Origin of the sequence: Micromonospora sicca (genome assembly GCF_003172935.1) — a bacterium.
GTDB lineage: Bacteria > Actinomycetota > Actinomycetes > Mycobacteriales > Micromonosporaceae > Micromonospora > Micromonospora sicca.
Genome location: NZ_QGKS01000288.1, coordinates 1 through 16,890, shown reverse-complemented (window position 1 = coordinate 16,890; position 16,890 = coordinate 1). Strand labels below are relative to the sequence as shown.

Sequence of the window (16,890 nt, the reverse complement as noted above, 5' to 3'; positions counted from 1 at the left end):
TGAAACGCCGTGGCGTGACTCGCCGTTCGGCGGTGGCCGGGTTCGCCCTCGCCTCCGCGACGTCCATCGTGTTCGCCGGCACCGGCGGCGCCGCGATGGCCGCCCCATCCGACGCACCACGGGCACCGGTGCGCGGCGCCGACAGCGCCGGTGTCGTGCCCGACCGCTACATCGTCGTCCTCAAGGACCACAAGGCCAGCCCCAGCGAGGTGCGGGCCACCGCATCGGCGCTCGCCGCCGCCAACGGCGGCACGGTCCGTCACGTGTTCACCAAGGCACTCAAGGGCTACTCCGCCGCGATGAACCGCCGGCAGGCGGAGCGGCTGGCGGCCGACCCCGACGTGGCCTACGTCGAGCGGGTCCGCCGCTACTCCGCCACGGACACCCAGAGCAACCCGCCCTCCTGGGGCCTGGACCGGATCGACCAGACGACGGCGAAGGCCGACCGCTCCTACACCTACCCGACCACCGGGGCCGGCGTCACCGCGTACATCCTGGACACCGGCATCGACCTCGACCACCAGGAGTTCGGCGGCAGGGCCAGCTCCGGCTACGACTTCGTCGACAACGACCCGGACGCGCAGGACTGCGAGGGCCACGGCACGCACGTGGCCGGCACCGTCGGCGGTGCGAAGTACGGCGTGGCCAAGGGTGTCAAGCTCGTCGCGGTGCGGGTCCTCGACTGCGAGGGCAGCGGCACCAGCGAGCAGATCATCAACGGCATCGAGTGGGTCACCACGAACGCCGCCAAGCCGGCCGTGGCCAACATGAGCCTGGGCTTCAACGGCACCGACCAGGCCGTCAACGACGCGGTCACCCGCTCGGTCGCCGCCGGCATCACGTACTCCGTCGCGGCCGGCAACAGCATGCAGGACGCCTGCGGCGTGTCGCCGGCCAGCGTGCCGACGGCCATCACCGTCGGCGCCACGGACCGGGTGGACTTCCGGGCCTGGTTCTCCAACTACGGCAACTGCCTGGACACCTTCGCCCCCGGGGTCAGCATCGTCTCCGCGGCGAAGGGGACCACCGACGGCAGCACCGCGATGAACGGCACGTCGATGGCCTCCCCGCACGTGGCGGGCGCCGCGGCGCTGCTGCTCGAGGCGAACCCGAACTGGACCCCGCAGCAGGTGCGCGACAGCATCGTCACCAGGGGAATCAGCGGCGCCGTACACGACACCATGGGGTCGGTGGACCGGCTGCTGCACGTCGGCGCGGTCCAGCCCGCCCGCAGCTCGTACGGCCTGAAGGCGCGGGTCAACGGCAAGTTCGTGACCGCGGAGAGCGCCGGGACCAAGCCGCTGATCGCCCGGGGCGCCGCCCTCGGGCCGTGGGAGAAGTACGACGTGGTCGACGCCGGCGGCGGCCTCGTCGGGCTGCGGGCGAAGGCCAACGGCAAGTTCGTGACCGCGGAGAGCGCGGGCGCCAAGCCGCTGATCGCCCGGTCGACGGCGATCGGCAGCTGGGAGAAGTTCCAGATCGTCAACAACACCGACGGCTCGGTCAGCCTGAAGGCGAACATCAACGGCCGGTACGTCTCGGCGGAGAGCAAGGGCACCCTGCCGCTGATCGCGCGGGCCACGGCGATCGGCGCCTGGGAGAAGTTCGACTTCGAGGCCCCCGCGCCGGTGGTCGCCCTCAAGTCGCAGGCCAGCGGCCGGTACGTCACCGCGGAGAGCAAGGGCACGCTGCCGCTGATCGCGCGGGCCACGGCGATCGGCGCCTGGGAGAAGTTCGAGATCGTCAACGTCGGGGACGGCTACTTCGGCCTGCGGGCGCTCATCAACGGCAAGTTCGTCTGCGCGGAGAGCGCCGGCACCAAGCCGCTGATCGCCCGGTCGACGGCGATCGGCACCTGGGAGACGTTCGACTTCCTGGACTACAACCCGGACGGGTCGATCTACCTGCGGGCGTACATCGACGGTGAGGCGGTGACCGCCGGCAGCGCCGGCACCAGCCAGCTCATCGCCAGCCGGACCATCGACTGGAACAGCCAGACCCTGGGTCTCGGCGTCGGCGAGCAGTTCCTCGTCGAGGCCCTCTAGCCGGCAGAGCACAGACGAGCCCGTCCAGGCGGCCCTCGGGCCGTCCGGGCGGGCTCGTCGCTTTCCACCACACGGGGGACGATCGCCCGGCGGGCGTCGCCGTCTCAGCGGGGCGCCACCGTGATCTCCCGGTCGACCAGGTCCTTCGGCAGCGGCTGGCGGACCAGCTCCCGACCGGTCAGGTCGGCGAGCACGACGTCCCCGGCGCCGTTCGGCCGGCGGTAGAGCAGCCGGTCGTCGGAGATCCAGACCACCTCGGCGGTGGGCAGGGTGCGGACCACCCGGCCGGTGCCCGTCTCGACCAGCAGCGGATCGTGCTGCCCCTGGACCACCACCAGCTTCCCGTCCGGCGACCAGGCCCACGGTCCGGCCGGGTCGCCGGGCACCGGCACGAACCGGGTCGGCCGCCCGTCGTCGGCGGAGAAGAGCCGCACGCCCGCCCGGAGGTCCCGCAGCGACTCGTCGTGGCTGGACCGGCCGGTCTGCGGGAGCACCGCCTCCGTGCCGTCCCGGCTCCAGGTGAAGTCGCAGTAGTCGGTGCAGAAGTACCGCTTTTCGTCCACCCGGAACGCGCGTTTCGTGCCGTCGGTCTCCAGCACGATGAAGCCGAAGTGGTCGAGCCGGTGGGTGGTGAAGAGCAGCCGCCGGCCGTCCGGCGACCATTCCGGGGGCGAGAGCGCCCGACCGACCTCGTACCAGCGGGTCGTCCCGTCGGCCAGGTCGACCAGGCCGACCTCACGGGGCCGGTCCTCGTCGGTCACCGCGCTCAGCGAGCCGACGGGCGCCGGGAAGACTCCGTCGTACCCCTCGGCGGTGAGGTAGCGGCCCCGGGCCCGGTCCAGCACGAAGCCCCTGCCCGGTGCGGCGGTGAAGGTGCCCGCGACCACCACCCAGTCACCGGGCAGGGCCAGCGGCTTCGCCGTCCAGTCCGGGCCGGGCATGGGGCGGACCGGCGGTGCCGGGGTGGCCGTCGCCGTGGGGTCCGGGGTGGCGGGGTGCGCCGCCAGCTGCGGGCGGAGCAGCACGAACGGCAGGGCGACCGCGACCACCGCCACCAGGGCGGCGACCCCCGCCGTAGCCCGGCGGCGCCGCCGCAGCCGGCGGCCCCGGCCGAGCGCGCGGACGGCCAGGTCGGGCGCCGGCCGGACCCCGTCCGCGAGATCGTGTACGGCTGCCCGCAGTACGTCCTCCACCGGCCTGGTCATGACTTCACCTCCGAACGCGTGGTCAGCTCGTCGAGAGCGGGCACCAGCTCCCGGAGCTTCGCCAGCGCCCGGGACGCCTGGCTGGCCACGGTGCCGGCCCGGCAGCCGAGGATCGCCGCGGTCCGCTCGACGCTCAGGTCCTCCAGGTAGCGCAGGGTCAGCACGGCCCGCTGCCGGGGCGGCAGCGCCCGCAGCGCGTCCCGCAGCAGGAGCCGCAGGTCGGCGTCGTGACCGCCGTCGCCCGCCGCCGGCCGCTCCGGCAGTTCCGCGACCGGCACCTCGGCGCGCCGCGCCCGACGCCGCCAGCCGGAGACCTGGTCGTGGTAGAGGATCCGTTTCACGTACGGCTCCGCGTCGCCCCGGATCCTCGGCCACCGGGCGTACGCCTTGGCCAGCGCGTTCTGGAGCAGGTCCTCCGCGGCGTGCTGGTTGCCGGCGAGCGCGTACGCGACGCGCAGCAGCGCGTCACCCCGCTCGTTGACGAACGCGGTGAACTCCCCGTCGATGACCTCTGCCACCGTCCACCTCCGTACTACAGACGCACGGCGTCGGGGAAAACTTGCCTCGCCGCCGCCACGGGTTTGCTCCGGTGTCGGGGGCGACCGGCAGAATGGGCGGCATGCGCTGGACCGTGCTCGACTCGCCGATCGGGGAGTTCTCCGTGGCCACCGACGACGAGGCGGTCTGCGGGGCGCACTTCGGGCGGGTGGCGTCGGCCACCGACGAGCCGGTCGACGGGCTGGCCGGCCGGGCGGTGGCCGAGCTGCGGGCGTACTTCGCCGGTGAGCTGACCGACTTCACCGTCCCGGTGACGGCACGTCGGGGATCCGAGTTCGAGCGGGCGGTCTGGCGGGAGATGACCCGCATCCCGTACGGCGAGACGCTCACCTACGGCGAGGTGGCGAAGGCGGTCGGCGAGCCGGGCGCGGCCCGGGCGGTCGGGGTCGCCTGCAACCGGAACCCGGTCCCGGTGATCGTGCCGTGCCATCGGATCGTCGGGGCGGGCGGCAAGCTGGTGGGCTTCGGCGGCGGCCTGCCGCGCAAGGTGACGCTGCTGGAACTGGAGGCCCGGGTCGCCCTGCAACGCGCCTGGTCCTGAGGTACTCCGGGTCGACTGAACGCCCGAGGGCCGGGTCCGTGCGGACCCGGCCCTCGATGCTGCTGTGGTCAGCGTGTCAGCGCTCGACCTCGCCCTTGATGAACGCCTCGACGGCGGCGTGCGCGTCGTGGTCGGCGTACTGCTTGGGCGGGGACTTCATGAAGTACGACGAGGCCGACAGGATCGGGCCACCGATCTTCCGGTCCAGCGCGATCTTCGCGGCCCGGACGGCGTCGATGATGACGCCGGCCGAGTTCGGCGAGTCCCACACCTCGAGCTTGAGCTCGGCGTTGAGCGGGGTGTCGCCGAAGGAGCGGCCCTCCAGGCGGATGTACGCCCACTTGCGGTCGTCGAGCCACGGCACGTGGTCCGACGGGCCGATGTGCACGTCGCTCTTGGTCATCTCGTGCGGGATCTGGGAGGTGACCGACTGGGTCTTCGAGATCTTCTTCGAGACCAGGCGGGTGCGCTCCAGCATGTTCATGAAGTCCATGTTGCCGCCGAAGTTGAGCTGGTACGTGCGCAGCAGCTCGACACCGCGGTCCTCGAAGAGCTTCGCCAGGGCGCGGTGCACGATGGTGGCGCCGACCTGGCTCTTGATGTCGTCGCCGACGATCGGCAGACCCGCGTCCTCGAACTTCTTCGCCCACTCGGGGTCGGAGGCGATGAAGACCGGCAGGGCGTTCACGAACGCGCAGCCGGCGTCGATCGCGGCCTGGGCGTAGAACTTGTCGGCCTGCTCGGAGCCGACCGGCAGGTAGGAGACGACGACGTCGACCTGCGCGTCGCGCAGCGCCTTGGCCACGTCGACCGGCTCGGTGTCCGACTCCTCGATGATTTCGCGGTAGTACTGGCCCAGACCGTCGAAGGTCGGGCCGCGCTGCACGGTGACGCCGGTCGGCGGCACGTCGCAGAGCTTGATGGTGTTGTTCTCGCTGGCCACGATCGCCTCGGCGAGGTCCATGCCCACCTTCTTGGCGTCCACGTCGAACGCCGCGACAAACTCCACGTCCGAGACGTGGTAGTCGCCGAAGGTGACGTGCATGAGACCCGGGACGCGGTCGTTCGGGTCGGCGTTCCGGTAGTACTCCACGCCCTGTACGAGGGACGAGGCGCAGTTACCCACACCGACGATGGCGACGCGGACGGAGCCCATAGCGTCTGCCTCCTTCTTCTTCATCACGGCCGCTCTTTCCTGGACTCTCCAGGCGGAGGCGGGCTGTTGTCTTCTCGTCGGCCGCCGGCTGTCCCGGGTTGCGGGACGGTCGGGGCACGGCCGGAGCGCTCATTGGCGATGAGCTCCTCCAGCCAGCGGACCTCACGCTCACAGGCGTCGAGGCCGTGGCGCTGCAGTTCCAGGGTGTACGCGTCGAGGCGCTCGGCTGCCCGGCCGAGCACGTCGCGAAGGCCTTCGCGACGCTCCTCGATCTTCCGACGGCGACCTTCCAGGATCCGGAGCCGGGTGGCCTGGTCGGTCCGGGCGAAGAACGCGAAGTGCACGCCGAAGCCCGTGTCGTCGTACGTCTCGGGACCAGCCTGCGCTATCAGTTGGGCGAAGCGTTCCTTGCCCTCGGCGGTAATGGTGTAGACCACCCGACCGCGTCGGCTGGTGAGCGCGGGAACCTCCTCGGCGGTCGCCGGTGTCTCGGCGGCCTCGGTGATCCATCCCGCCGCCTGCAACCGGCGCAGGGTCGGGTACAGCGAGCCGTAGCTGATCGCCGCCCGGATCGCGCCGAGCTTGGCGGCCAACTCCTTGCGCAGCTCGTAGCCGTGCATCGGAGCCTCCTGCAGGAGGCCGAGGATGGCGAGCTCGAGCACGGGCCACCCCTTCTTACCCCCGGCGCGGAGCAGGTAACCGCCGCGATGTATCGGACCGATACATCGCACGTTAGCGGACAGCCATGATCAGGGCAAACCCCCGTTCCGAGGTGTTGCCGTCACGGATTGTCACGGTGGTCGCCTCGTCCCGCCGGACCGCGTACCCTTTGCCGCATGCGCACGTCTCGCCAGGTCGTCGACTACTCGCTCCAGAAGCGAGCGGTGCTGCGTGAGCTCCTGGCCGGCCGGGTCGGCACGTACGACGTCTGCGACGCCTCGCCGTACCTGAAGAACGCCGCCCGGTTCCACGGTGAACCCACCGACGAGCGGTGCCCGATCTGCCGCAGCGAGAACCTCATCCACGTCCACTACATTTTCGGGGACGAACTCAAGCAGTCCGCCGGCCAGGCGCGTACCCGGGCCGAGTTGCCCGTCCTGGCGATGACGTTGCGTGAGTTCCAGGTCTTCGTGGTGGAGGTGTGCCTCGGCTGTGACTGGAACCATCTCGTCGAGCAGTTCCTGCTCGGCCGGGACGGGCTGGCCGGCGGCGCCGAGGACGGGTCGGAGCAGGGCGTGGTGAGCGGCTCGTCCGCCCCGAACGGTTCCACCCCTCGTCGAAGGCGAGAGGCGCAACGGTGAATCAAGCTGCACCGGCCGACCCCGGCCCGATTGACGACGGCTGGGCGGACCGACAGCTTCTACGTCTGATTAGTCGGATTATTTCGGATTTGACGCCTGCGCCCCGGCGCGCCCGCGGTGTAGCGTCTCGTGGTCCAGCTCACGGCAACCCGGTGGTGGCGCATGTGCGCCCCACCGCGACCGGCAGGGTGTGAGGAATGAACTACGGCGATCCCAGTTCTTCGCGTGGGCGGGCGCAGAGCCCGGGCCCCAACGGCGACCCCGGGAGCCCGCACGGGAACGGCTGGTCATCCGCGCCGGAGGGCGGGGCCTCGGCCCGCGCCTCCGTGCCGCCCCGGGGGTCCGCCTCCGATGGACGGGCCTCGGCCGGCGGCGCCGCTCCGGTTTCGCGTAGCGGTGCGGCGGGCTCGGCCTCGGTGGGCCGGGCCGGCGCGGGACGGGCCTCCGTGCCGGTCTCCCCGGCGCCCGGTGGCGCCTCGGGTCGGGCCGGTGCCGGCCGCGCCTCGGTGCCGGTCTCCCCGGCCCCGGGCGCTCCGGCGGGTCGCGCCTCGGTCGGGTCGGCGGCGGTGGGCTCGGCCGGCCGGGCGGGCGTCGGCTCGGCCGCGGTGGGTGGTCGGGCCGCGGTGGCGCGAGCCGGTGTGCCGGGCATGGCGGGCGGTGGTCCGGGCGGTCCGGGTGGGCCCAACGGCCCCGGTCGCGGTGGCCGCGGCAAGGATCCGGCCGCGGCGGCCCGGGCGAAGAAGCGTCGCCGGATCAACATCCTGATCGCCGGCTTCGCCGTCTTCATCATGCTCGCCGGCATCGGCGTGGTGGGCTTCACCTACTACTCCACCAACGTCATCCTCCCCGAGGACACCACCCCGCCGCTGGCCAGCACCATCTACGCCGGTGACGGCAAGCAGATCATCGCCAAGGTCGGCGCGGAGAACCGCACCTTCGTCGCCATCAAGGACATCCCGCAGTGGGTGCAGGACGCGGTCGCTGCCGCGGAGGACCGGAACTTCTACCGGCACTCCGGTGTGGACTACAAGGGCATCGGCCGGGCCGCCTGGAACAACCTCACCGGCGGCGACAAGCAGGGTGCCTCGACGATCACCCAGCAGTACGCCCGCAACGCCTACGACAACCTCAAGCAGGACACGTACGCGCGGAAGGTGAAGGAGGCGATCCTCGCCTCCAAGCTGAACGACAAGTACGACAAGCCGACGATCATGCAGCACTACCTGAACGTCATCTACTTCGGGCGGGGCGCGTACGGCATCGAGGCGGCGGCCCAGACGTACTTCGGTAAGCCGACGAAGAACCTGACGGTGGCCGAGGCCGCGGTGCTCGCGGCGCTGATCAAGCAGCCGGAGCCGAGCGCCACGCACAAGGGCTATGACCCGGCGATCAACCAGGCGGCCGCGCTGGACCGCTGGAACTATGTGATCGGCGGCATGATCACCGAGGGCTGGCTGGACGCGCCGGGCAAGCCGGCCCACCCGACCGAGTACCCGACCAAGACGCTCAAGAAGCCGAGCGCGAAGGGCGTCGGGGTCGACTTCGGCGTCAACACGCCGTACGGCAACGTGATCAACTATGTCGCGCAGGAGATGCGGGAGAAGAACCTCTGCACCGACAACGACGCCGAGGTCACCGACGACAAGCCGCTCTGCTCGCAGGCGCTCAGCAAGGGCGGATACCGGATCACCACCACCATCGACACCAAGGTGCAGAGGGCGGCGCTCGAGGCGGCCCAGCGCGCCACCAAGGGCTCCGAGCTCGACGGCCAGCCGAAGAACCTGATGGCGGCCGTGGTGTCGATTGACCCCAAGACCGGCGGGGTGCGTGCCTACTACGGCGGTGACAACGGCACCGGCACCGACTACGCCGGCAAGAACTACGACAACGGCATCGTCAGCGGTGGCCACTCGCCCGGATCGAGCTTCAAGATCTACACGCTGGCCGCGGCGCTAAAGGCCGGCAAGTCCCTCGAGTCCAGGTGGAAGGGCAAGGCGTTCACCCCCGAGGGAACCAAGTTCAAGGTCAGCAACGCCGGCTTCGACGACCCGTCCTGCCACAACTCCTGCACCCTCGAGGTGTCAACGCTGAAGTCGCTGAACGTGCCGTTCTACTACGTCACCCAGGAGATCGGCCCGGACAAGGTCGTCGAGATGGCCAGGAACGCCGGCGTCACGATGATGTGGCAGACGGACACCGACCCGGCGAAGCCGCACGACCTCACCAAGGAAGACCCGAAGGACCTGGCCCCCTCGCCCTTCTTCCACGTGGTCGGCTACGGCCAGTACCCGATCACGGTGCTGGACCACGCCAACGGCGTCGCCACCTTCGCCAACGGAGGGAAGTACATCAAGGCGCACTTCGTGAAGCTGGTGGAGAAGCAGGAACAGCAGACCGGTAGGTGGCGGAAGCTGGGCGGTGAGCAGGTCAAGCCCGTGCAGCGGATCGACGAGGACATTGTTCGCGACGTGACCTCGGTGCTGGAGAAGTACCCGGCCGCCGTGAACCGCCGGCTCGCCGACGGCCGCAAGGCCGCCGAGAAGACCGGTACCTGGGAGCAGAAGCCGGGCACCACCGAGAACGGTGACGCCTGGATGATCGGCTACACGCCGCAGCTCGCGACCGCGGTCTGGGTCGGCAACGTCAAGAACCGTCTGCCGATCAAGACGAAGGGCGGCGCCAAGATCAGCGGTGCCGGCATGCCGGGCGCCATCTTCCAGCGGTTCATGAACGACGCCCTCAAGAGCAAGGACAAGCTGGACTTCCCGGAGGCCGCGCACGTCGGCGACCCGGAATCCGGCAACGGCGAGGCACCACCGCCGACGGCGCCGCCCGTGCCGCCGGGCTGCCCGGACCCGATGAACCCGTTCTGCCCGCCCGTCAACGGCGGCGGCAACGACAACGGCGGGAACGCCGGACCGACCAACCCGTTCGACCCGCGCCCTCGTGGCGGCGGCGGCGGTGGCATCCTTCCGACCACACCGCCACGCCAGACGTACTGATCGCCAGGAACCGCCGACGGCGGCCGGACTTCGCGCCCGGCCGCCGTCGGCGTATCCGGGTACCGGAATTGTGGGGTCGAGGCGGGACGCCGACCCCTGCCGTACGGCAGGATTCCTCTCCATGAGCACCCAGTCGACGGCAGGCATCGACGACGCCGGGACCACCGACCACCCGTCCCGGTCGGACGGCTTCGTCCGCGGCGCCTCCGAGGTGATCGGCGGACCACTGGGCGACCACGCGGTCGCGCTGGACCGGCCCGCCGGCCGGGAGGGCCGCTTCTGGACGGCGGCCCGGATCGTGCTGGCCCTGGTCTGCCTGACCCTCGCCCTGCACTGGGTGCAGAAGTCCCCCTGCCAGGACGGCGCCTGGCAGAACAACATCCAGTACACCCGGATGTGCTACACGGACGTGCTGGCGCTCTACTACGCCGAGGGGCTCAACGAGGGCAAGGTGCCCTACGCCGACCACCCGGTCGAGTACCCGGTGCTCACCGGGTACTTCATGGGGGCGCTCGGGCTGCCGGTGCACGCCCTCGGCGCCGACCACCCCGGCATCAACCAGGGGCAGTGGTTCTACAACCTCAACGCGCTGGTGCTGAGCGCTCTCGCCGTCGCCACCGTCGCCGTCATCCTCAACCTGCGGCGACGGCGACCCTGGGACGCGGCGATGTTCGCGCTCGCCCCCGCCCTGCTGCTCACCGCCACCGTCAACTGGGATCTGCTCGCCGTCGGGCTGAGCGCCGTCGGGCTGCTGGCCTGGGCACGCGCCAGACCCGACCTGAGCGGTGCCCTGCCGGCCGCCCTGGCCGGGGTACTGATCGGGCTCGGCGGCGCGGCGAAGATGTGGCCGCTGTTCATCCTCGGGCCGATCCTGGTGCTCGCGGTCCGCGCCGGCCGGGTCTGGGCCGCGCTCCTGTCCGTCATCACGGCCGCGGTGACGGTGGTGTTGGTGAACCTGCCGGTGGCGATTCCCTACCGGGAGAGCTGGGGCAGGTTCTTCGAGCTGAACACCACCCGGCCGATCGACTGGGGCACCCTCTGGTACATCGGCCGCTACCTCGACGGAAAGGTCAGCCCCGACCAGGGGCCGTTCGACTGGTTGAAAGCCAACATCCCCACCCTCAACTGGGTGTCGTACCTCCTCTTCGGGCTGGCCTGCCTCGGGGTGGCCGCGCTGGCGCTGCTGGCGCCGCGCCGGCCCCGGCTGGCCCAGCTCGCCTTCCTGGTGGTCGCCGCCTTCCTGATCTTCAGCAAGGTCTGGTCCCAGCAGTTCGTGCTCTGGCTGCTCCCGCTCGCGGTGCTCGCCCGGCCGCGCTGGGGCGCCTTCCTCGTCTGGCAGTTCGCCGAGGTCTGCTACTTCGCCGCCTTCTACGGGGAGCTGCTCGGCACGGCGACCAGCCGGCCGGTCTTCCCGGAGGGCGTCTTCGTGCTGGCCGCCAGCCTCCGGCTGATCACCGTCGCGGTGCTCTGCGGTTTCGTGATCCGGGACGTCATGCGCCCCGAGCGCGACGTGGTCCGACACATCTACGCCGACGACCCGGACGGTGGTGTCCTCGACGGTTCCCCCGACGCCCCCTGGTACGTCCGCTGGCGCGCCCGTTCCTCGACGGGTTCCGCCGCGGCCGAGCCCGCCCCGGCGTAAGGCGGACCCGAGCCGGGTCAGAGGTGGTAGACGACCGCGTCGCCGACCTCCTCGCGGGTGATGCCCAACCCGTCCACCGGGTTGTCGACGATCCGCTCCCACGGGGTGCCAGCCAGCTGGCCCCGCAGGATCACCACGTTGCGGACGCCCAGGATGCGCAGGTAGTCGACGCTGGGCTGGTCCGGGAAGCCGAGGGTCAGCTCGCGGACGTGGGCGAGCGTGTCCGGGGTGAAGCCACTGCCGCCGTTGACCACGTCCTGGAACCGGCTGGTCGACCAGAGCATCACCGGCTGGTCCAGGTTCTGGCTGCTCGGCAGGACCAGCATCGGACCGTCCACGTTGCGCATCACCGCCGGCTGCACCGGCACCACCGGGTGCGGGGTGGTGTTCAGCCCTTCCACGATCACCAGCAGCAGCGGCAGCAGGGTGGCCAGCCGCAGCCAGGGCCCGGGCCACGGCGGCACCCGCTCGGCGGCCAGCTCGCGTACCCGGGCGGCGAACGCGGTGACCGCGCCCGCGGCGAGCAGGCCGAGCAGCAGGGTGGTCCAGAGCATCATCCGGCCGGGCGTCCGCAACCCGTTCCACCCGGGCAGGTGCTCGAAGAGCGGCACGTAGGTGAAGGTGCCGCCGAAGAACCGGGTCCCCATGGCCAGGGCCATCGTCGCCAGCACCCCGGCGAGCAGCAGCAGCCGGTGCCGCAGCCGCCAGACCGAGAAGAAGAGGCCGCCCGCGGCCAGCGCGTAGAGCACGAAACCCGGCAGCAGCGTCATCTCCGGGTGCCAGGGCAACGTGGCACGCGCCCCCTCGTGCAGGCCGCCCCAGATCCGCGACTCCGCCGGCGCGGTGAAGAACCCGCTCGCCGGCGGCGAGTAGATGGCGATGTCGCCGATCGTCCGCTCCGCGTTCGGGTGCAGCTCGGCGACCTTGAAGTACGGCACGGCCAGCAGCACGCCCACCGCGGCGAAGAGCGTGCCGCCGATCAGGTCGGCGAGGAGCAGCCGGCTGCCGAACGGTCGCTTGCCCGGCCGGACCAGCCAGCGTCGGGTGAACCAGACGACGGCTGAGACCAGCACGATGCCGGCCAACAGGTACGCGAACGGCAGGCCGATGCCGAAGCCCAGGCTGAGCTGCCACGCGGCCACCATCCAGCCGGCGTACGCCCACCCGTCGTGCCGGCGCTCCGGCCGGTAGCCGTACCGCAGGGACCAGCCGTGTCCCCGGGCGAGCATGGCCAGCGCCAGCGGGATGCCGCCGTTGGAGACGATGTGCAGGTGCCCGGCCTGGGCCAGCAGCCACGGGGCGTACGCGTAGCTGACGCCGGCCACCGCGGCCCCGATCCGGCCGGCGCCCAGTTGCCGCGCCAACGCGTACGCCCCGAACGTGGCGAGCGCGTGGGCCAGCACGAACATGATGTTGTAGCGCAGCACCGCCGCCTCGGGCCCGGTGCCGATCATGCCAGCGGGGGCGTACCCGAGCAGGGTGTCGGAGAAGGCGAAGCTCCACTGCTCCGGGAAGAACGTGTTGGAGTGCCAGAGTTGCGCCGGGTCGGTCAGCAGGATGTGCCCGGACCAGGCCATCTGCCAGGACTGCAGGCTCGGGTCCCAGTAGTCCTGCGGCAGGGTGTAGAGCGGGTAGCGCAGCGTCGGCCAGGTGAGCAGGACGGCCAGGGCCAGCGCGGCGACGACGGACAGGGTCGACTCGTGCACCAGGAACCGGCCCACCGCGCGCACCGCCCGTCGGGGCCGGGTGAGCACCGGGTCGGGGGCGGGACCGAAGGCGGACCAGGGGTCGGCTTTCTCCGTACCCGCGGCGGGGGCGTCCTTGCCGGTGGCGCCGGCCTTCCCGGCCTGGCCGGTGGTGGCGGCCTTCCCGGCCTTCCTTGCGCTGTCGCCATCGTGGGCGGCGGTCGCGGCGCCGTCGCCCGGGGCGGCGATGGGCTCGTCCCTCGTGGCGGCCGAGTGCGGGTCGACGCCGGAGGCGCCGTTCCCCGCGCCGGTCCGAGCGGCGGCCGGACCGTCCCCGCCGGCCGGTTTCGCGGCCGGCTGGTCCTTCGTGGCCGCTCGGGCGGCGGCGCCGTCCGTCGCTGGGGCGGCGGTGGTGCCGTCGGTGCCGACGGCCTCGGCGGGTAGCCGGGTGTCGCCGTTCGTGGTCGAGCCGGCGGGGCCGCCGCCGTCCGTCGCGTCCGACTGCTCCGTGGTCATGCCGCCGACGTCCCGGTGCCGAGCTGGCCGCGCAGGAAGGCGATGTCGGCCGCCTGGCCGTCGACCCCGCCGGGCGTTTCCACGATGACCGGGGCGCCGGCCGCGCGGATCACCGCCACCACCAGCTCGGGGTCGATCGTGCCGCCGTCGAGGTTGTCGTGCCGGTCCTGCCCCGAGTTGAAGGCGCCCTTGGAGTTGTTCGCGTGCACCAGGTCGATCCGGCCGGTGATCGCCTTGACCCGGTCGACCAGCCCCAGCAGGTCCTCGCCGCCGGCGTGGGCGTGGCAGGTGTCCAGGCAGAAGCCCACCTCGTAGTCGCCGAGGGCGTCCCAGAGCCGGGCCAGCGCGTCGAGGTGCCGCGCGCAGGCGTTGTCGCCGCCGGCGGTGTTCTCGATCAGGACCGGGAGCGGGAAGCCGCCGGAGTCGGCCGCGTACGCGAAGGTCTTGCGCCAGTTGTCGAAGCCGACGGCCAGGTCGTCACCGGCGTTGACGTGGCCGCCGTGCACGATCAGCCCCTTCGCGCCGATGGCCGCCGCCGCCGTGGCGTGGCCGAGCAGCAGCTTCCGGCTCGGGATCCGGATCCGGTTGTTGAGCGTGGCCACGTTCACGACGTACGGCGCGTGGACGTACAGGTCGACGTCCGCGTCGCGGAGCCGCTCGGCGTCATCCCGGGCCTTCGGGGCCTTCCACCCCTGTGGATCGGCGAGGAAGAACTGCACGGCCTCGGCGTCCCGGGCGGCGGCCTCGGCCAGCGGGTCGGTCGGATCGACGTGGGCTCCGATTCGCATGCAGGGGAGCCTACGTCGCGCCCCCGACGTGCGGGGTGACGGCGGCGGCGGTGTCCCGGCTCCGGAGCGGCTCGGCGCCGGGCCGGGCGCGGCGACCGGATGCGTCACCCGGCGGGCGGGCGGTCGTTGTGCGAGGTGGGATCGATGGTCGACGCTCCACCCGGCTGCAATCCACCCGCGGCCCGGGAGACCCCCGGAAACGGCTCGCCCCGCCGTGCGGCCCGGCACGGCGGGGCGGGATCCGACTCGCGCCACCTGACGACCGATCGGCAGAGCGGTTGGGGCAAATTCCTCATTTCCCCCAACAGGTGACGAGAGCCGTTGTATGGTCATATCAGCCGACAACACGATAAAGCTCCGCGGGGCGTCCTCGATCCAACCTCATCGGTGTGGTCGTTCCTCCCCAGGTCCCACCCAAGGAATGCGGACGGGACGCCCCGCGGCCCCGTGGACAGGGGTCCACCTCCGGTGCTCGACGCCGGCGGTGGGCCCCTGTCACCGCGCCCGGCCGGTCCCGCCGACCGGCCCGGGCATGATCGACCGGACCGGGTATCCTGGTCCGGTTGTCCGCGTTCGGCCGGGTCCCCCCGGTACCGGAGCGGGCCACGACGCAGACCTCCTGCCACGGAAGGACCGTGGCCGCATAGCCCACAGGAGGTGAGCACGTCTTGCGTCATTACGAGATCATGGTGATCCTCGACCCCAGCCTCGAGGAACGCACCGTCGCCCCGTCGCTCGACACGTACCTGAACGTGATCCGGACCGCGGGTGGCTCGGTCGAGAAGACCGACGTGTGGGGCCGCCGGCGCCTCGCGTACGAGATCAGCAAGAAGGCCGAGGGCATCTACGCCGTCATCGACCTGCAGGCCACGCCTGCGGCCGTGGCCGAGCTGGACCGTCAGCTGCGGCTCAACGAGTCCGTGCTGCGCACCAAGGTCATCCGGCCGGAGATGCGCTAAGCATTCAACCCCGGTTCGCCCGGATCAGCCTCATCGGCTCTGTCGTACGGCTCTGAGAGCCTGTACGGCGGGATCTGATGAGTGCGCGAGGAGATGGTCATGGCAGGAGACACCACCATCACGGTCATCGGCAACCTGACCGATGACCCCGAGTTGCGGTTCACCCCGTCGGGTGCGGCGGTCGCCAAGTTCCGGGTCGCTTCGACGCCCCGGTTCATGGACAAGACCACCAACGAATGGAAGGACGGCGAGCCGCTCTTCCTGGCCTGCACGGTGTGGCGGCAGGCGGCGGAGCACGTCGCCGAGTCGCTGCAGCGGGGCGCCCGCGTGATCGTCTCGGGTCGACTGCGTCAGCGGTCGTACGAGACCCGCGAGGGTGAGAAGCGCACCGTCATCGAGCTCGAGGTCGACGAGATCGGCCCGTCGCTGCGCTACGCCACGGCGAAGGTGCAGAAGATGTCGCGCTCCGGTGGTGGTGGCGGCGGCGGTGGCTTCGGCTCCGGTGGTGGCGGTGGCCAGGGCGGCGGAGGCAACTTCGACGACCCCTGGGCCTCGGCTGCCCCGGCTCCCTCGCGCGGTGGTTCGGGCGGCAACTTCGACGAGGAGCCTCCGTTCTAATGGCGCCGAGCGCCCGCGATCGCAAACCAGGAGCACGTGCAATGGCCAAGGCTGCGGCACTTCGCAAGCCGAAGAAGAAGGTGAACCCGCTCGACAAGGACGGGATCACCTACATCGACTACAAGGACACCGCGCTGCTGCGCAAGTTCATCTCCGACCGCGGCAAGATCCGCGCTCGACGGGTGACCGGCGTGACCTCGCAGCAGCAGCGGCAGATCGCCCGCGCGGTCAAGAACGCCCGCGAGATGGCGCTCCTGCCGTACACGGCCACGACCCGCTGAGAGGAGGCACCGACATGAAGATCATCCTGACTCAGGAGGTGTCCGGCCTCGGTGCCCCGGGCGACATCGTCGAGGTGAAGAACGGCTACGGCCGTAACTTCCTGCTCCCGCAGGGCTTCGCGATCGCCTGGACCAAGGGCGCGGAGAAGCAGGTCACGGTCATCAAGCGGGCCCGCTCGGCCCGGGAGATCCGCGACCTGGACCACGCCAACGAGGTCAAGGCCCAGCTCGAGGGTCTCAAGGTCAGCCTGAAGGCCCGCGCCGGCGAGGGCGGCCGGCTCTTCGGTTCGGTCACCCCGGCCGAGATCGTCGACGCCGTCAAGGCGGCCGGCGGCCCGGTCCTGGACCGTCGTCGGCTGGAGGTGCCCGGTCACATCAAGTCGACCGGCACCTACCCGGTGCGCGTCAAGCTGCACCCCGAGGTGTCCGCCAAGTTCGACCTCAACGTCGTCCAGGGCTGACACCCGCCAGCACCATGCAAGGGCCCGCACCGGTTCCGGTGCGGGCCCTTGCGCATGCGGACGCCGCGCGGGTATGGCGGCGCCGCGATCGCGCCGGGCCGCGCCGGGGCCGGACCGTCGCCAGGGCGGGGC

Annotated in this window: 15 protein-coding genes; 9 read left to right on the top strand and 6 right to left on the bottom strand. The window is 71.5% G+C overall.

All coding sequences use genetic code 11. The features are described from left to right. Positions 1-14 precede the first annotated feature (14 nt). The gene (locus DKT69_RS23735) at positions 15-2,045 is read left to right on the top strand and encodes a S8 family serine peptidase (RefSeq protein WP_236648187.1); all 2,031 of its coding nucleotides are present in this window, start codon (positions 15-17) and stop codon (positions 2,043-2,045) included. Between the two features lie 104 nt (positions 2,046-2,149). Here the strand turns inward: DKT69_RS23735 and DKT69_RS23730 are convergent, their stop codons facing one another. After that, positions 2,150-3,250, bottom strand: a complete 1,101-nt coding sequence (locus DKT69_RS23730) for a TolB-like translocation protein (protein WP_109803712.1) — start codon at positions 3,248-3,250, stop codon at positions 2,150-2,152. Then, positions 3,247-3,768 carry a SigE family RNA polymerase sigma factor gene (locus DKT69_RS23725; RefSeq protein WP_109803711.1) on the bottom strand — a complete coding sequence of 174 codons (522 nt, stop codon included), beginning with the start codon at positions 3,766-3,768 and terminating at the stop codon, positions 3,247-3,249. Before DKT69_RS23725 ends, DKT69_RS23730 begins: the two co-directional genes overlap by 4 nt. Before the next feature lie 101 nt (positions 3,769-3,869). Here DKT69_RS23725 and DKT69_RS23720 point away from each other — a divergent pair, with 101 nt between their 5' ends. Continuing rightward, complete coding sequence (locus DKT69_RS23720) at positions 3,870-4,349, top strand: methylated-DNA--[protein]-cysteine S-methyltransferase (RefSeq protein ID WP_109803725.1); 480 nt, start codon at positions 3,870-3,872, stop codon at positions 4,347-4,349. Positions 4,350-4,425: 76 nt separating this feature from the next. Here the strand turns inward: DKT69_RS23720 and DKT69_RS23715 are convergent, their stop codons facing one another. Then, positions 4,426-5,505: an inositol-3-phosphate synthase gene (locus DKT69_RS23715; RefSeq protein ID WP_109803710.1), complete on the bottom strand. Its 1,080-nt coding sequence runs from the start codon at positions 5,503-5,505 to the stop codon at positions 4,426-4,428. 23 nt (positions 5,506-5,528) lie between these two features. Continuing rightward, positions 5,529-6,167: a PadR family transcriptional regulator gene (locus DKT69_RS23710; protein WP_109803709.1), complete on the bottom strand. Its 639-nt coding sequence runs from the start codon at positions 6,165-6,167 to the stop codon at positions 5,529-5,531. 174 nt (positions 6,168-6,341) lie between these two features. On the opposite strand from DKT69_RS23710, the gene DKT69_RS23705 reads away from it, so the two are divergent. From DKT69_RS23705 to DKT69_RS23695, 3 genes are all read left to right on the top strand, one after another. Further along, positions 6,342-6,806 carry a DUF5318 domain-containing protein gene (locus DKT69_RS23705; RefSeq protein WP_109803708.1) on the top strand — a complete coding sequence of 155 codons (465 nt, stop codon included), beginning with the start codon at positions 6,342-6,344 and terminating at the stop codon, positions 6,804-6,806. A gap of 197 nt (positions 6,807-7,003) precedes the next feature. Continuing rightward, entirely contained in the window at positions 7,004-9,808 is a 2,805-nt protein-coding gene (locus DKT69_RS23700; protein ID WP_109803707.1) for a transglycosylase domain-containing protein, read from the top strand. Between the two features lie 121 nt (positions 9,809-9,929). Next, positions 9,930-11,450 carry a glycosyltransferase family 87 protein gene (locus DKT69_RS23695; protein ID WP_109803706.1) on the top strand — a complete coding sequence of 507 codons (1,521 nt, stop codon included), beginning with the start codon at positions 9,930-9,932 and terminating at the stop codon, positions 11,448-11,450. Positions 11,451-11,467: 17 nt separating this feature from the next. Here the strand turns inward: DKT69_RS23695 and DKT69_RS23690 are convergent, their stop codons facing one another. Together DKT69_RS23690 and DKT69_RS23685 are read right to left on the bottom strand one after the other, a co-directional pair. Further along, positions 11,468-13,651 (bottom strand): hypothetical protein, encoded by a 2,184-nt coding sequence (locus tag DKT69_RS23690; RefSeq protein WP_109803705.1) that lies wholly within the window; start codon positions 13,649-13,651, stop codon positions 11,468-11,470. After that, entirely contained in the window at positions 13,648-14,439 is a 792-nt protein-coding gene (locus DKT69_RS23685; RefSeq protein WP_109803704.1) for a deoxyribonuclease IV, read from the bottom strand. Before DKT69_RS23685 ends, DKT69_RS23690 begins: the two co-directional genes overlap by 4 nt. Positions 14,440-15,107: 668 nt before the next feature. On the opposite strand from DKT69_RS23685, the gene rpsF reads away from it, so the two are divergent. From rpsF to rplI, 4 genes are all read left to right on the top strand, one after another. Further along, positions 15,108-15,398: a 30S ribosomal protein S6 gene (gene rpsF, locus DKT69_RS23680; RefSeq protein ID WP_089011932.1), complete on the top strand. Its 291-nt coding sequence runs from the start codon at positions 15,108-15,110 to the stop codon at positions 15,396-15,398. 81 nt (positions 15,399-15,479) lie between these two features. Then, entirely contained in the window at positions 15,480-16,016 is a 537-nt protein-coding gene (locus DKT69_RS23675) for a single-stranded DNA-binding protein (RefSeq protein WP_201749826.1), read from the top strand. Positions 16,017-16,057: 41 nt separating this feature from the next. Then, positions 16,058-16,297 carry a 30S ribosomal protein S18 gene (gene rpsR / locus DKT69_RS23670; protein WP_013289355.1) on the top strand — a complete coding sequence of 80 codons (240 nt, stop codon included), beginning with the start codon at positions 16,058-16,060 and terminating at the stop codon, positions 16,295-16,297. Positions 16,298-16,311: 14 nt separating this feature from the next. Next, on the top strand, positions 16,312-16,758 hold the full coding sequence (gene rplI, locus DKT69_RS23665) for a 50S ribosomal protein L9 (RefSeq protein ID WP_109803703.1): 447 nt from the start codon (positions 16,312-16,314) through the stop codon (positions 16,756-16,758). Positions 16,759-16,890: the final 132 nt, after the last annotated feature.

What these genes read in the sequence shown, in the direction of transcription:
- rpsR (WP_013289355.1), top strand. Translation starts at nt 16,058, where the DNA reads ATGGCCAAGGCTGCGGCACTTCGCAAGCCGAAGAAGAAGGTGAACCCG.
- rplI (WP_109803703.1), top strand. Translation starts at nt 16,312, where the DNA reads ATGAAGATCATCCTGACTCAGGAGGTGTCCGGCCTCGGTGCCCCGGGC.
- DKT69_RS23690 (WP_109803705.1), bottom strand. Translation starts at nt 13,651, where the DNA reads ATGACCACGGAGCAGTCGGACGCGACGGACGGCGGCGGCCCCGCCGGC.
- DKT69_RS23705 (WP_109803708.1), top strand. Translation starts at nt 6,342, where the DNA reads ATGCGCACGTCTCGCCAGGTCGTCGACTACTCGCTCCAGAAGCGAGCG.
- DKT69_RS23715 (WP_109803710.1), bottom strand. Translation starts at nt 5,505, where the DNA reads ATGGGCTCCGTCCGCGTCGCCATCGTCGGTGTGGGTAACTGCGCCTCG.
- DKT69_RS23720 (WP_109803725.1), top strand. Translation starts at nt 3,870, where the DNA reads ATGCGCTGGACCGTGCTCGACTCGCCGATCGGGGAGTTCTCCGTGGCC.
- DKT69_RS23730 (WP_109803712.1), bottom strand. Translation starts at nt 3,250, where the DNA reads ATGACCAGGCCGGTGGAGGACGTACTGCGGGCAGCCGTACACGATCTC.
- DKT69_RS23685 (WP_109803704.1), bottom strand. Translation starts at nt 14,439, where the DNA reads ATGCGAATCGGAGCCCACGTCGATCCGACCGACCCGCTGGCCGAGGCC.
- DKT69_RS23700 (WP_109803707.1), top strand. Translation starts at nt 7,004, where the DNA reads ATGAACTACGGCGATCCCAGTTCTTCGCGTGGGCGGGCGCAGAGCCCG.
- DKT69_RS23695 (WP_109803706.1), top strand. Translation starts at nt 9,930, where the DNA reads ATGAGCACCCAGTCGACGGCAGGCATCGACGACGCCGGGACCACCGAC.